Below are 15,158 nucleotides of genomic sequence, written 5' to 3' on the forward strand. Positions count from 1 at the left end.
GCTGGGATCAAACGTCTTCGTTTGCCCCCAGGTCATGGGACTTTGCTTGTTCATCGCGAACATGTAGAAAGTCAGTAAAGCTTCTTCCGGATGCATTTGCGCTGGCGAATTCGATTGACGAGAGGGCAAATGAAGACACCTGTCCCCAGACACCCCGGTAGAGAACAAGGCATGCCGTACGGTTTTGATTTATCAGGAGCTGAAGCATCGCGCTAACCAAGACAAAGTCAACAGTGGTGGCAGGGAAAGCGCATGGCGCGGCTTCTTGTTGCCGTGCAATTGCACGGCAACCCGGCCACGAGATGGCCGGGCTACCCATGGGTGGACTCAAAGTCCAAGTTGTGTGTAATGGACTGCGGCTATGCGCAAGCATGTTCTGCCAGTTTTAGCCCGCCATGACAAATTGTGATTCCTCCCGGAACTGTTCGAACCAGGTACTTCGATCCCTTTTCGGCTATACTGCACGAGTGCCCAGTTCTTATCCGGGTTCAATGCTGATTCCTTCCCTGCAGTGACGTTTTCCACCCATGCCCTCATTTTTGCACGTCGCCGACCTGCATCTCGACAGCCCGAGAAGTGGACTTTCTCGCGATGCCAGTGCCCCGGTTTCAGAGATTCAGCAGGCTCCTCGCAGAGCACTCGAGCGATTGATCGATGAAGCCCTGAGGCGAAAGGTTTCTGCGGTCGTGATTGCTGGTGATCTTTACGATGGCGACTGGAAAGATCACCAGACGGGCCTCTTCTTCGTGAGGCAAGCTCAGAAGCTGGCAGACGCCAGGATCCCGGTGGTGATGGTCACCGGCAACCACGATGCGCAGTCCGTCATCACACAGCAGCTTCCTTTACCCCCCAACGTGAAAGTTTTAAGTGTCGATGCACCCGAGACATTCCTGCTCGACGATTGCGGCCTGGCACTGCATGGGCAAGGTTTCAAGAACCGGGCCGTGCCGCAGAATCTCTCGGCGAACTATCCCGCAAGAGTTAACAGCCTCTTCAATGTAGGGCTCCTGCATACGTCGCTCACAGGGTTTGAAGGCCACGAGGTTTATGCCCCCTGCAGCTTGAGTGATCTGGCTCGGACAGGCTACGAATACTGGGCCTTAGGCCATATTCATAAGCGGCAGGAGTTTCCGCTGGCCAGTGGCGGGATTGCGGTTTTTCCAGGAAATCTGCAGGGGCGTCATATTCGCGAATGCGGGCCCAAAGGCTGCGAGATCATCGAGTATCAGGCAAACGGAATTCTCTCGCGAGAATCGATCGTCCTCGATGTCTTCCGTTGGGAACTGCTTTCAATCGCGGTGGACGGGTTATCTTCCCGAGACGAAATTCTCGCACTGATTGAAGATCACCTGCGTGCCTTTCGAGCTTCTGCAGATCCCCAGCCACATGCCCTGCGTATCGAACTGATCGGGGCCACAACTTGTCATGGCCTGCTCATCGACCGCCAGCGGGAACTTCGTGCCGAAGTCCAGAGCCTGGTCGTGCAATCGGGGAGTGGCAACTGGTGGCTCGAAGACCTTTCGCTCCGCACAACCTTTCCAGAGGCTTCCATCGAAACGGCTTTGGCCAGTGCTGCCTCTCAGGAATTGCTGGCCTTGGCCCGATCTGAACTTCAGGCAGCACATTCCTCTCCCGAACTGCATCGTCTGATGCAAAGCTTGACTGAGGATTTGCGAAAGAAACTCCCTGCGGAAATCTCGTGGAGCGAAATTCTTAGTCCCACCTCTTCGCTCCCTGCGGGTTCCAAAACAAACCAGGCAACATCCACTGCCGGAGTCGAATGGAGTCCGCTTCTGGAAGAATCTTTAGCACTTCTTTCGGCTCGACTGGAGCAACCCCAAACGCAAATCTCCACAGGTCGAAAGGGGCGGTCATGAGGATTGCGTCACTCCATCTGGAGAATGTCGGTCCATTCCATAAGACGACCTGGACCCTCAATCCATCCCGGGGATTTCAATTGTTTATCGGGCCCAATGAGGCGGGCAAAAGTACCGCACTCCGGGCCCTGGCTGATGCTCTGTACGGCTTTCCTCACACCTTACCTGACGGTGAGTCCTTTCAACCTTATCGCGATCGTCGTGTCGGCCTCTCGCTAATCAGCGATGATGGCCAGCAGCTCCGTTTTCTCCGCCGCAAAGCAACCAAACAGGCCTTGCGTGGCCTGGATGATAAAACGGTGGTCGACGAAGCCGAATTGAGCCGGTGGCTGCAACAGGTGGATCGTCCCCGCTTTGAACAGTTCTTCGGGCTGGATCACGCCCGGCTGGTTCAAGGTGGTAACGAACTGCTCAACTCGAAAGGAGATATTGGCACAATCCTCTTCGCAGGTTCTCAACTACAAGGAGCACCACAGATTCTTGAAGCGCTGTCCCAGGAGGCAGCCAGCCTGTTCGCCCCCCGAGCACAGAATCCGCCCATCAACAGCCAGATCCGGCAGCATGCCGACCTGATGGCCAGAGTCAACCAGTTGATGGTTAAGCCACAGGCCTGGCGCGACGTTCAAACCGAGTTTGATCAGGCCAGTGCCACCAAAGACAGACTGCAGGCACAACTCAAAGAGCTTGAAAAACGAGTCAGCCATCTGGCAAGGCTCAATGCCGCCTGTACCCCGGCCCGGCAGCTTCGGCAGATCAGGCAGCAACTGCAAAGCTATGCCGAATTGCCGATGCTCGATGAAGAATTTTTTGAACAGGTGGAAACTGTTCGTCAGAAGATCTTCAGTACGGCTCACGAACAACGAGTCAAGCTCGACGAATTGCAGCAATTGAAAGCCACCCTCGATCAATGGCCACCTGTCGAATCGATCTGGCTGGAACACGAAACCACGATTCGCCAACTCGTCGAAACACGCGGATCGATCCAGAAGGCCCGCAAAGATACTCCCAAAGTTCAAAAAGAACTCCTACTGGCAAAAGCCCGACAACAAGCCATCCTCGATCAGTGGAAATGGGCTCCTGCGGATCAATCCGCTTCGATCCCCAGGAAACTTCGCAAAGAGCTGGAAGCACTTCAGGCCGAGTGGCTGGTGCTCTCCGAACGCAAAAAAGCACTGACAGATCGCGCTCAGAGCCTGGCCAGAACCACAGCCAGAATTGCCAGCGAACCCGTCGATCGTCGAGAGGCATTGCGGCAAGAGCTGGCGAAAACTCAGGCTGAACTGCAAACAGCCACCTCACTGCTCGAAGCCGATCAGAAAATCAGAACTCTCCGCATCAACCAGACGACACTCGAACGAAACGTGGCACAAGCGTGGCAGAAGCTTGAACCACAAACACTCATGACTCAGTGGGCGGAAGCACACACACTTTCGAATCAGATCGCACTGCTCTCATCGACGAATATCCCCCCTCACGATGTGATCGAACAGTTCCGCGAAGAAATCGACACCTGGCATCAACAGGTGCTCTCAGCAGTGGCCGCTCTCGAAAAAGCACAGCTCGAACAGTCACACGCCATCGAAGAGCGGCAACGACTGCGCACATTGATTCTGCAAACCACGCCCGAAGATCTGGCCGCCGCTCGAAGCGAACGCGACCAGCTCTGGGCAAAGTTCCAGCAACTCCTCGAAAGTGAACCGCGACTGGACCAGCAACCACTGGTCGAGCATTCTCAGCTCATGCAGCAATCGATTCAGCAGGCCGATCAACTGGCCGATGCACTCTTCAAGCAGGCGACCAATGTCTATCGCGATCAAGAGCTGGCCTTACGAACGGAGCAACTTTCGACTTCTATCCAGCGGCTCAAAGACCAACTCACCGCCCAGAAACTGCTTGAAAGCCAGGCACTAAAGCGCTGGGAAAACTTGTGGAGTTCCACAGGGATCTCGCCAAAATCCCCTCGCGAAATGCTGGCCTGGTCTCGCATGGCACACGAGTTGATCGAACTCGGCGAGAAGCTCGCGACAATCAATGACGAGCTCACAGCTCACGATCAACAGTGCGAAATCTTCTGCCGAAAGTTCGACACTTCGCAGAGCACCAAGGCCGAATCTCCCGAACTTCAATCTTTGCCCACAATTCATGCACGGCTCAAGATCGACGAACAGAACCTGCTGGAAAAAATTCGTGCTGCCGATCTGCTCGCACTCGACAGGCAACGTCTGAACGATGATCAGACAGCCTATCAACGCGATCTCGAAGCCTTGCAATCGACCAGCGAGGAGTGGGAACACCGGTGGAATGCCGCCATTCTGTCGACTGGCTGGGGAGAGTCGACCACACCCGATGAACTGGCGGAGTTGTTAGAACAGTTTCAACTTCTCGAGCAGACACAGAACTCGATTCAAACTCTCGAAGAGAGACTTTCGGGGATGGCCCAGGACGAATCGACGTTCCAGGAACAGATTTTTGCGTTTGTTCGCACGTCGATTCCCGCAGAGTCCGAGAACCTGATTGCCACCTTCCCGCCCTTTGAACTTTCGCAAGCCATCGAGACTCGACAGAATTCCGCCCGCGTGCAGCAGGCTCAATATCAACAGCAGCAGGCGACCATCAAACGCCTGACGGCCGCTGTGGGAGAACTGGGTGATGAACTTGAACTTGCCCAGGAACAACTGAACCAGGCTCTCAGGCAGGCCAGGATCGAAGAACCCACTGGCCTGACGGCACTGCGAGAGAAGTGCCGCCTTCGTCGAAAACTGATCGATGATGCCGTTCACCACGAACTCGAACTGGCCCGGCAATGCGGTACCAATTCGGTCGAAGAGCTGATTCAGCAGGCACTCGAAGTCGACCCTGCAACGCTCCCTCCGGAAATTGAGTCGCTCGAACGGGAAATCAGTTCCTTGAGAGAGCAACTGGGGCAAGCCACCGCACGCCTGGAAGCCGCCCGCCTGGCATTGGCAGGCATGAGTGGAGAATCGAAAGCGGCTGAATTGAATGAAGAGGCCAGTGATCTCCGCCGGTTGATGATACAGGATAGCCGGGAGTATCTGCGATTAGTGACTGCTGCCGAGCTCTTGCGCTCTGCGATCAAAACCTATCGAGAGCAGCATCAGGGGCCGGTCTTTGCCCTGGCTGCGTCGATTTTTACGCGTATGACGGGCGGTGTGTTTGAAGGTTTGCAGATCGATGCCGAGGATGGTTCTCAAGAACTGCTGGTGCGTTGCCACGATGGGCGCACGCTGCGAGTGACTGAACTATCGACAGGCACTGCCGACCAGCTCTTTCTGGCCATCCGGCTAGCGTGGATTGAAGAGTATCTGCATCAGCACACCCCCTTCCCGCTGGTGCTGGATGATGTGCTGGTACAGTTCGATGATGAGCGCACGCGTTATGCCCTGCAGGTGCTGGGAGAACTCTCTCGCCGCACTCAAATCCTGTGCTTTACGCATCATGAACATCTCAAGGAACTGGTCGAACAGACGCTGGACCCCGACCAATACGAGATCCACTCCCTCCAACGCCTTCGCACACCCCCTTTCAAGAATTGAAAACCCCCGATTCGGTGAGCGCAAAAGCTTTTAAACAAAATCCAACATGTGAACGCGTCCCAACCCGAGCTGGCGAGTTGCGCAAAGCCTTAATTCACCCTACCTAGCTGGCATGAAGTTATCCCAAGATGAGTTTTGGAAAACGAGTCCGTGATGCGATTTTTGTAAGCGGCATTCTACGGACTTAACTATTAGGGAGCGACAAAATGATTGATGAAAGGGTAACACTCAAGACCAACTCGCAAGGCTATCCCGTTTTTCCTCGATGTGGCAATTTAGCAATTGAGGTTTTGATTTCAGAGGATTCAGGCCCAGGAGTCACCCTTGTTGAAATAATTGGTGACGAAGCAGCCTTACGCCGTCTCGGCGAAGTTTTGATCGGTGTGAGCAAGGCCAAAGGGTATCACATACATGTCGAAGCAAATCCTGAAACTTCGCCACTGGATATTAAGCCGAAGAACGTTCGATTGACTATCTCTAACACAGAGATACCACCACATGCGAAAGCGTCATCGCCACCGCCAAATTGGGCAAAGGGATGATCGTTAGAGCTTAGTTGGGTTCAACGCAGGGTGATCCCGGTTCAAATATCGATTTCTTCCGGGATGGTGAAGCCACAGGAGGCCTCTGGCCGCGTCATCTCTCCGAACGAGTCCCAATTGAAATCCCCAGCGGCTCAATCAGCAGGTCTTGTGGAAAAAAATCTTCTTCTGCCTTCGGCACACAGGTCGTTAGCAAACGGCCAACCCATGGCATTCCGCTTGCCGAGTGCGATATGCTCAAGCTGTCTGAACGGATTGTCATGATGGGCTGAGCGTCTGTTGGTCGTGTGCGCAGTGGCTGGATGGTCACGGGAGGGGAGCATGGAGGAGCGTTGGAGGCCGCAGATCAATATGCCGTCGTTCTTAAGCGATTCCCGCGTGCTGCCGAATTCCATCGCGGCGGAGCAACTCGCTGCCGAAAGACTGGCCACAGATCAGCCTGCTCAGGAACAATCTCCCGTCCGGCTTGGGGTGGCCTGGCGAGAACTCCTGGCAGTTTTGCTGCTGGTCGTTCTGGGCGATCTCACCCTCTACTGGGGCCACGGGTTTGGCGGGTATGCCCTGCTGCTCGCGGCGGCTCCGCTGGCTGTGCTCCTCGGTGCCGCCCGGCATCAACGCCCCTGGCAGATTCTCGCCGCGACATTGATGATCTGGGGAGCCGCCCTCCGGCTGGCGTGGTGCGGCAACTGGCTCGCCTTCGCACTCGGTGGCGTACTCCTCATCTGCCTTTCCACCAGTCTCGCCGGTGCCGGGATGTATTTGGGAGATGTCCTCCGGTGGCTGGCTTCGTTTATTCCCAGTCTCTTTCGCAGCCTGGCTGATTATGAAGCGACCTTCCGCCGGCGAGTGAGCCTCCGTTGGGGATTGCCGGCCCGGGCAATCCTGTGGGCCTACCTGCTGCCGCCGATTTGTGGCGTCGTCTTTCTCGGGCTGTTCATCCAGGCCAACCCCGATATCTCGCTCTGGATCCAGCAACGCCTGCTCTCTTTTCAGGAACTCTGGTCGCAGGCCTGGAACCAGGTGTGGTCGGTCATTGGTTCTCCCTATCGTATGGGCTTCTGGCTGATCTGCGGCTCCGTGGCGATCGGACTCATGCGGCCGCACCTGATGACCCTCTATGAGGTCTTTCAGTTTGAACCATTGGAAGACTTGAAGGTTGATAACACATCGCGGACCGATCTCTATCCCGCCTATCGCAATACGCTCCTGGTGCTGATCGTCCTTTTCGCGATGTATCTCGTTTTTGAATTCGTGACGATGTGGACGCGGACCTTTCCGCCGGGCTTCCACTATTCGGGGTATGCGCATGAAGGGGCCGCCTGGCTGACGGTGGCCCTGGCGCTGGCGACCATCATGCTGTCGATTATCTTCCACGCCTCGATGATGACCGACCCGCGTATGCCCGCGCTGCGGAACCTGGCGATGATCTGGGCGGCGGAGAACATCCTGCTGGCGCTGGCGGTCTACAACCGGCTCTTCATCTATGTCGGCTTCAACGGCATGACGCGGATGCGGGTCGTAGGGATCTTGGGTGTCACCAGTGTGCTGGCGGGCGTGGTGCTGGTGATGATCAAGATCTCGCGGGGGCATAGTTTCGGCTGGCTGCTCAAGAATCAGATCTTCGTGGTGGCTGTCGCGGCCTATCTGTACGCCGTGCTGCCGGTGGATGGCTGGGTGATGACCTACAACGTGCGACAAGTGCTGGCCGGCAACCTTCCGCCCAGCGTGCAGATTGCCCACCACCCCACCACGACCGAAGGCTGGCTGGCACTGCTCCCCCTGCAACAGGCCGAGAACCCGGTGATTCGCGAAGGGGTGGTCGAGATGTTGACCAATCACGAACGCCGCCTCAAAAACGGACCGCCCATCGACTGGACAGCCCGTCAACTGGCGGATGAACGATTCCTGCGAGAGGTGCCACTCCCTGAAAACGACACCTTGAGAAAGCCGATCAAACCCGGCGCGGAAGACCGGTTTCGCTCGTTTTCGTTTCAGTGGTATTAGCGCGGGCTCGATGAGCGAGACGAAACTTCCAGTCTCGATGCAGGGCTGAGTGCGGTCTGCGAAGAGTGAGTGAGATCCGGCAACGTTAGGCAAACGCTGGGGTGTTGACCAACGTCGGCGGTGCTTTTGGGGGGGAGTGGCGGATTCAGTGGTTGAGCGAGTTCTTGATCGCCAGGCATGCAAGCCCTGTCAGTTCTTCCCATTAACAATTGGCAACAGCATGTTTCATTTTTGAAACATGCTTGCTCGTCACCGCGTTCATTTCCCTCCGTAAATCCTCGTTAAATCGAGTGTTTCCCCTCAACTGGCCGGTTAGGTATGCGAAATGCACTGATTTGGTAGCAGTGACCGGAGCAGGTCTGATGTTTCAAAAGGCGAAGGGAGTCTTTTGTTTTCTGTGATTGGATTTCTCTGAGTGAGAAGGTGTTTGCCATGGAACCAATGGCCAACCGGAATGACGGCAATCTCTACGCGTCGAACACCATCGAGCCCAGCCTCGTCTATCTGCTCGTCGGGATGGGAGTCATGTTCTTTCTGGTGCTCACCTTGATTGGTGTGAACAGCCGGGGAGAATCCACGGGTGATAAAGTCTTCTCGAAGACGAAGCCCGCTGCTCAGGTGGAGGAAGCCCCTTCCGAGCCCTCGCCAGAAATTGGCGGCTTGCTTCCCACGAATTGAATCTGATGGATTCATGATGGCTGCGGAGTGGCGTTCAGCCGAATCTTGTGCCTTCCACTGGTGAAAATGTCTTCCAACCCGAGGCATCGCTGGTCAATTGGCTGAAAAATCGTCAACGTAAAGCGGAGAAGTTTCTCATGTTTTACGCTGTCTATCTGCCAATGGTTGACCATGAGTCGTCCTGCTGAATCGCCCACTCCCGAAGAAATTTCACCGGTCTTTCGACTGAGTGAAAAGACGACGCTTTTTCCAGTCATTCACGAGAGTGGCGATTTCTCCGTCGCTATTCGTCGGTTTTTGTTGCATCACAGCTTTGATTGCCTGGCAGTACCACTGCCACCTTCGTTTGCCGAAGCGGTTGAACAGGCGATTCTGCAATTGCCCTCAGTTTCGATTGTCCTGCAGCGGGAAACCGCCATTCCGACAGTCAGTTCGTGGACACCTCCTGCTGAGACGCGCGATGAGCGGGATGACGATGAACAGCCGGAGTTTTTTACCCGTGCCGCCAGCTATGTGCCGGTCGAACCTTGCCAACCGGTTATTGCCGCTCTTCGTGCAGCGATGGAAGAACGGATTCCCCGGGCATTCATCGACCTCGAGACAGATCACTTTGAATGTCATACCGCCGTCTATCCCGATCCGTACTCACTCAAGCATACGACTCCTGAAGCGTTTGCGGCAGCCATTCTCCCTGCCATTCCTCCACCGCCGGGAGAACAGGCCTATGCCCGTATTCATACCATGGCACACCGCCTGCACGAACTCGAACAGCGGTACAACTCGATTCTCTGTATCTGCTCGCTGACTGACTGGCCATGGATTCGCAAAGCGTATCAGGATCGCCTCCCCCCGGTGACAGACGACCAGGTGGAACCGGTCGAGACTTTTGCAGTCACTCCCGAAACATTGCATTTCATGATGGGTGAGCTGCCCTATATCACCGGTCTTTATGAACGGGCGCGAGCCGAGTTGGAGTCCGATGAGAACCTGAGCATCGACGGCGTCAAAACCATGCTGCTCGCCACACGCGATGAATATCGCGAAGATCTGGGTTCACGGGCGCGCAAGATTACCCCTAAGCTGCTCAAGACCTATTTTCAGTACGTCCGTAATCTCACCTTGATTCAAAAGCATTTGACTCCCTCGCTCTATACGCTGATCTCAGCGGCTCAGCAGATAGCTGGAGATCTGTTTGCCGTGCAACTGGCCGATGTGGCCCAGCAGTACGGCTATCCACCTCTGGAGGGTGTTCCCCCTTTGCGCATGGGAATTAATAAAGCCGCTCTGCCCGATGGAACTTTCTATGGCATGAAAACGCGACTGCCGGGTCAGACCCGTCTCTGGTGTACCTTAAAGCTCACACCCAAGCCGCCTCAACTCCAGCAGCAGGATTGGCAGTCGCGATGGAATCCCTTTCGTCAGTGCAGTTGGCCGCCTGAAGATCTGGCGATCGAAAAATTCCGCACGCATATTAAGGATTCTGCAATCGCGTTAATGGGTGCTGATCTGGCCCGCAGTGAAAAGTTCACAACCAGTTTGAAGGATGGTCTCGACATGCGCGAGACGCTTCGCAACTGGCATTCGGGAGAGTTATACGTTCGTATCAATCCGCCCGCCCGCGGAAATCTCGATTGCGTGATTATGCTGTTTGATTCCCCCGCTGACCCGCGCACTTACCCCTGGCGGGTGACGTGGCATGCCGAGCATCACGATGAATCAACACTTTCACTCTTTGCCACCGATTACCGCGCCAGTATGCAGGGCCCGGGGATTGGCATGGCGACTTATGGCGGCGCCATGTTCTTATTCCCGCCACGGCCGATTCCCGATATCTGGCGGTCGAGGCATTTCGATCATGCCGATACTCTCGAAGAGCGGTTGATCATGGCGGCTTGTCATTACTCGCGAGAAAAGCATATCGCCATGCTCAGCCCACTTCCCCCCGGGTTAGCATGGAAGAAAATTGCCCAGCGCTACGGCAAAAAGCTCATCCATCTGCCTCTTTCACGATTCAGCCAGGAGACGATCGAAAAGCTCCGCGTGTTCCATGTCCTGAATGGAACCAGCGTTCGCAGCTACGCCGCTCATTTTATTCGTAAGGGGTGAGTTCATCGAAGTATTGTGCTGAGTTGATACACAGCACGCCTCTCGATATCAGATGCCGATCTGACATGCCTGAATCAGGCAGCGCAGGGGTTTGTCTTTGAGTAACATGTCTGCTCGGGGAGTGGTGGCTCTGTTGGCGATTTCGATCATCTGCAGCACTGGGACCAGTTTTGTCATGTCGACACAGTGTACCAGACAGAATCGCAGGACTCGCCCTCGTAATGAGTTGTAGCTGAATTGTGATGCGGACATCAGACCCATAAGCACCGTATCGCGCTGGGCCTCGCTTTTCAGTCCCTCAAATTCAAGGGCTTCGTACTGTGAGTATTCTTCATACCAGAGTTGATAAATCGCCTGACTGAGTATCTGCAGCCAGGGTGCACCTTTTTTCAACAATTCATCCAGGCACATCAGTGAACTCTGCGGGTGATTGACAATCTGATCGATCAGTGGCAACAAAATCTCCCGACTGCGCGACCCTTCAATATGTTCCAACTCCGTGGCGACCTCCAGACAGCGACGATACAGAAATCGGATCGATTTCGAGGTTCTGACGAGTGATGAAGGGGAGCGAAAGAAGTCATGGTAATTCGATATCAGATAGTCTGCCCGATCAAACAATTCCTGTTGATGAACCCCTTCGGATTCCAATTCGTTTAGAAGAGTCTCGCAGCGATCAAACAGCGGCTGACGCAGGCGGGGATGATCGACCACCACCAGTTCCAGCAGCAGGATGACAATCGTTAACCATTGAGCAGGATCGTCGAAGTACTGCGATTCCAGTTCTTCAAACTCCTGCAGCACAACTTCATCGCCGTCGTCTTTGAGAAGCCCTTTCCACCTCACACGTAGTAATGAGAGACGGAAACTCTGGTTGTAGCGACCTGAGATCAGCTTCCAGATCTGGCTTCTCGTCGCCAGTTCCGGCCGGTTTGACACTTCAGCCAAGAGCAATCGCTCCACCTCATCACTCAATCGATGACTGGTGGCGAAATTCAGAAGCTGATCACAGGCCGTTGTCGTACGATCCAGCTCGGGATGAAGTGTCAGCAACCAGTAGCGCTGCAGCATTTCCCGCTCAAAATGAGGCCTCGTAAAACCTCTTCTGGCAAGTTCGGCATACGCCTTTTCATATTCACCCGCCTTCGCCAGTTGCCACGGATCGAGATCTCGATGAGCCTGCCGTCGAGACTGGGATCTCTCGGTGGAAGTTTCATGCCCCGCATCACGGTGTTCGGAAATCTCGGCTGAATGATCTTCTGCCGTATTACCATCTTCCTCGACGGACTTCTCATCCGTGGTTTGAAGATGATTCCAGATCAGATGAGCCACAGCGGCAGTTTCTGCATCGGCATCGGCGTAATGCTGTAATGTTTCATACGCCTGCCTGATTTTTTGAAATGCTTCTGGTGCCGATTCAGGTCGATAGCGTTTGATTAACTTCGAATAAGCCAGCTTCAACTCTTTTTTGGTAAACGATCTTTCCACGCCCAGAATCCGCCACGGATCCTGAGGCCATTGGGAAACATCATCTGGTAAAGAGTCCATATTCATCAAGGATTTCAATGAAATTGTTGTGATACGATCTGCTGAAAAGATATCTATTGCATAGACATTATTCGCAAGTCATTATTAACCAAATGATGATCATCGAGAGTACTCCTGAGAATTCGCTAGCGATTGATCAATACGGAAATCAGACTGATAACAAACAGGATCGCGGTGATCAGGCAACCCCATTGATCAAAAAACGAAGTTTTCTGGGGCGCGACCCACTGGAGCCCGGTATCTTTCTCTGCCAGATCTGGAAAGTGCGTGCGGTACCAGTAGTGAGGATCCTGGATGCTGAGTAACTCCTGAAACCAGTTGCCTCCCAGAGAGGCCAGTCTGGGATCTTGTCTTTTCAACATCTGCGCAGCAGCATGCCATTCATTCGCTTGATCGAAGAGAAATGCAATTTTCTCTCGATAGAAATGTCCCTTTTCGGTAGGCCAAGTGGTATAGGACCTGAGAATACAATCGCCCAGATACTGTTGATACTCTGTTCCCAGATGATCGACATTGAGGCTGAGATTCAGCCCACGCTCCAGATGGTTCAGCAGTCGCTTCAGTCGCAGATGGGGTTCGCACAAGGGCCTCAGTCTCTCATACTCATGTTTTCTCAATTGTGGCGGAAGGCTGTAGTAGCGGTTGTAAAATCTACGAAGCACCTGCTCGGTTTCTTTTTCCGAGAGTTGCCGGAAATGCGCCTCGTCTGTGGCGGTCCACAATGTCTCCGGCCCGCCCGCCAGATATTTCACGGCTCGGTCAAATTCGGCATGCCCTTCAAAATCGGCGGTTTCCAGAGCTTTCAGGGCCCGGGCCTGACAGGCAGCAGCATCGAGAGATGGTTCCAGATCCAGATAACTTCTTGCCCACTCTCGATGATGCTCTTCCACCTGAAGGCGGTTACTCGTCAGATGGAGAGGTTCCGTAGTCACCTTGTTCGCCTTCAAAGGAATCGAATGCCTTGAGAAATGCTCCCAGCTCTTCCGCAAAGAGTTTGATCTGCGTCTGGTCCTGAGACTCCAGTACCTCTTCAAACCCGGTAATCAGTTGATCCAGGCGGTTTCGCTCACGGTGAGGAAGCTCCATGTAAAGCCGTTCGGCCCATTTGAGCAGTAGCCGATTCTCTTCCTCATCGCGTGGATGAGCCTTTAATGCCTGCATCTTTTCGAGAGCCGTTTTCATCTGACTTTCACTCAGATTTTTCATATGGCGGGTAAAGACCTGCGTGGCCCGCTTTTGTGTCTTCACAATCACGGCTTCGGCTTCGAGAATGCCATTAAGATCGTAAGTGAATCGAATATCGATTTGTTGTCCCGGTGGGCCGGGGGGAATACCTGTGACTTCAAAGGATCCCAGAAGCTGGTTGTCTTTGACCAGTCGTGATTCGCCTTGATAGACCGAGACCTTCACTACGGACTGATTGGCCGAACGGGTCAGGACTCGTTCGACCCGGCTGACAGGAATCGTAGTATTACGATTGATGATCGGCAGGTAATAACCATCCCGATCTTCGCCACCAATTTCACGACAGATCTCCACGCCCATGGTAAAAGGAGCGACATCGGTCACAACGATCTCAGAAAGGCTCTCATGCCGATCCAGAATCCCGGCATTGACGGCGGCACCCAAAGCAACCACTTCATCGGGATTGATGGTGCAGCGTGTGGGTCTTTCAAACAGCTCTTCAATACGTTTAATAAGACTCGGCATGCGAGACGCACCGCCTGCCAGAATGACTTCGTCGATCTCCTGCCGTTTCAGCCCGGCATCGCCCAGCGCCCTGCGAATCGGGCTTAAAATGCGATCCAGCGTCGGTTTCGTCCAGAGGTCGAATGTTTCCCGCGTGATTGCAAAACGTGGTGCATCGGGCTCAATTTCTCCCTGACTGTTCGGCAGGCGAACTTCTGTTGAGGCTTCATTCGTCAACCGGCGTTTGGCCTGTTCGCATTCCCGACGTAAGCGGGAAACCCGCAGTGGCTCCTGCATTTCGGTGTGTTCAAACTTCATCCCGGCCTGATTGAGAATCTGCGAGACACAGGCATCGGTAAAATCTTCTCCACCTAAAAAGATCTCGCCGGCTGAAGCACGAATTTCGAGCACACCTTCAAACATTTCGACAATCGAAACGTCAAACGTGCCGCCACCCAGGTCGATAATCACGGCTGTCTTTTGAGAATCAGCTTCATGGAGACCATACGCTATAGCTGCAGCCGTGGGCTCGTTGACAATCCGTTCCACCTTGAGACCGGCCATCTGACCTGCGGCAATCGTGGCACGCCTCTGCTCTTCATTAAAGTAGGCAGGGACGGTAATCACAGCCGACGTCACTGCCTCGCCCAGATAATGCTCGGCATCAGCGACCAGCGATCGAAGCACACAACTGGACAGATCGATTGCCGACATCTTGCGGCCAGCCAGAGTCACACTCCAGTCACTTCCCATGTAGCGTTTGAAAACGCTCGCGCAACGATCCGGATGCGAGACCTGATATTCTTTGGCCGTCATCCCGACCAGCAGATGGTCACCCTCGACACCTACGACGGAAGGAGTCAGTTTCTGGCCCAGAGAATTCGGGATGAGCTTCGGGCCATCCGCTTCCATAATGGCGATGAGCGAATTGGTTGTTCCCAGATCAATGCCAACAATGCGACTCATATCGTCTCTATCTGATCCTGTCAGTTCTCACCACAGACTTGAATCTCACGAGATTCTGCTGCAAAGGACACACTGGCAGGCCACAGGTTCCAGAAGAAACGGTGTCTCGAAGTCGACTGGCGACTGACCCTGCGCCCACTTGTTACTTGAAGCTAATCTTCAGAGAACGGTGATCGCAAGACGCTTTTGATTCC

General features: G+C 54.2%; 9 protein-coding genes. 6 read left to right on the top strand and 3 right to left on the bottom strand.

Annotation, left to right across the window (positions count from 1 at the left end):
* Positions 1 to 527: 527 nt before the first annotated feature.
* From A6X21_RS11565 to A6X21_RS11595, 6 genes are all read left to right on the top strand, one after another.
* Positions 528 to 1,877, top strand: coding sequence for a metallophosphoesterase family protein (locus A6X21_RS11565; RefSeq protein WP_068848014.1), 1,350 nt, complete (start codon positions 528 to 530; stop codon positions 1,875 to 1,877).
* Positions 1,874 to 5,431 carry a YhaN family protein gene (locus A6X21_RS11570; protein ID WP_068848016.1) on the top strand — a complete coding sequence of 1,186 codons (3,558 nt, stop codon included), beginning with the start codon at positions 1,874 to 1,876 and terminating at the stop codon, positions 5,429 to 5,431. Before A6X21_RS11565 ends, A6X21_RS11570 begins: the two co-directional genes overlap by 4 nt.
* A 206-nt stretch (positions 5,432 to 5,637) precedes the next feature.
* Positions 5,638 to 5,973 carry a hypothetical protein gene (locus A6X21_RS11575; protein ID WP_068848018.1) on the top strand — a complete coding sequence of 112 codons (336 nt, stop codon included), beginning with the start codon at positions 5,638 to 5,640 and terminating at the stop codon, positions 5,971 to 5,973.
* Between the two features lie 321 nt (positions 5,974 to 6,294).
* Positions 6,295 to 7,977 carry a DUF4153 domain-containing protein gene (locus tag A6X21_RS11585; RefSeq protein WP_068848022.1) on the top strand — a complete coding sequence of 561 codons (1,683 nt, stop codon included), beginning with the start codon at positions 6,295 to 6,297 and terminating at the stop codon, positions 7,975 to 7,977.
* A gap of 432 nt (positions 7,978 to 8,409) precedes the next feature.
* Positions 8,410 to 8,655, top strand: a complete 246-nt coding sequence (locus tag A6X21_RS11590; RefSeq protein ID WP_068848024.1) for a hypothetical protein — start codon at positions 8,410 to 8,412, stop codon at positions 8,653 to 8,655.
* Positions 8,656 to 8,826: 171 nt separating this feature from the next.
* Entirely contained in the window at positions 8,827 to 10,761 is a 1,935-nt protein-coding gene (locus A6X21_RS11595) for a hypothetical protein (protein WP_068848026.1), read from the top strand.
* Positions 10,762 to 10,809: 48 nt separating this feature from the next.
* Here the strand turns inward: A6X21_RS11595 and A6X21_RS11600 are convergent, their stop codons facing one another.
* The 3 genes from A6X21_RS11600 to A6X21_RS11610 all read right to left on the bottom strand — a co-directional run bounded on the left by A6X21_RS11600 (position 10,810) and on the right by A6X21_RS11610 (position 14,964).
* On the bottom strand, positions 10,810 to 12,315 hold the full coding sequence (locus tag A6X21_RS11600; RefSeq protein WP_083233559.1) for a J domain-containing protein: 1,506 nt from the start codon (positions 12,313 to 12,315) through the stop codon (positions 10,810 to 10,812).
* A 119-nt stretch (positions 12,316 to 12,434) separates the two neighbouring features.
* Positions 12,435 to 13,241: a hypothetical protein gene (locus A6X21_RS11605; RefSeq protein ID WP_068848030.1), complete on the bottom strand. Its 807-nt coding sequence runs from the start codon at positions 13,239 to 13,241 to the stop codon at positions 12,435 to 12,437.
* Positions 13,210 to 14,964 carry an Hsp70 family protein gene (locus A6X21_RS11610; RefSeq protein WP_068848032.1) on the bottom strand — a complete coding sequence of 585 codons (1,755 nt, stop codon included), beginning with the start codon at positions 14,962 to 14,964 and terminating at the stop codon, positions 13,210 to 13,212. Before A6X21_RS11610 ends, A6X21_RS11605 begins: the two co-directional genes overlap by 32 nt.
* Positions 14,965 to 15,158 lie beyond the last annotated feature (194 nt).

Origin of the sequence: Planctopirus hydrillae (assembly GCF_001707835.1) — a bacterium.
Taxonomy (GTDB): domain Bacteria; phylum Planctomycetota; class Planctomycetia; order Planctomycetales; family Planctomycetaceae; genus Planctopirus; species Planctopirus hydrillae.

Coding starts and splice junctions, on each gene's coding strand:
- A6X21_RS11565 (WP_068848014.1), top strand. CDS start 528: ATGCCCTCATTTTTGCACGTCGCCGACCTGCATCTCGACAGCCCGAGA.
- A6X21_RS11570 (WP_068848016.1), top strand. CDS start 1,874: ATGAGGATTGCGTCACTCCATCTGGAGAATGTCGGTCCATTCCATAAG.
- A6X21_RS11575 (WP_068848018.1), top strand. CDS start 5,638: ATGATTGATGAAAGGGTAACACTCAAGACCAACTCGCAAGGCTATCCC.
- A6X21_RS11585 (WP_068848022.1), top strand. CDS start 6,295: ATGGAGGAGCGTTGGAGGCCGCAGATCAATATGCCGTCGTTCTTAAGC.
- A6X21_RS11590 (WP_068848024.1), top strand. CDS start 8,410: ATGGAACCAATGGCCAACCGGAATGACGGCAATCTCTACGCGTCGAAC.
- A6X21_RS11595 (WP_068848026.1), top strand. CDS start 8,827: ATGAGTCGTCCTGCTGAATCGCCCACTCCCGAAGAAATTTCACCGGTC.
- A6X21_RS11600 (WP_083233559.1), bottom strand. CDS start 12,315: ATGAATATGGACTCTTTACCAGATGATGTTTCCCAATGGCCTCAGGAT.
- A6X21_RS11610 (WP_068848032.1), bottom strand. CDS start 14,964: ATGAGTCGCATTGTTGGCATTGATCTGGGAACAACCAATTCGCTCATC.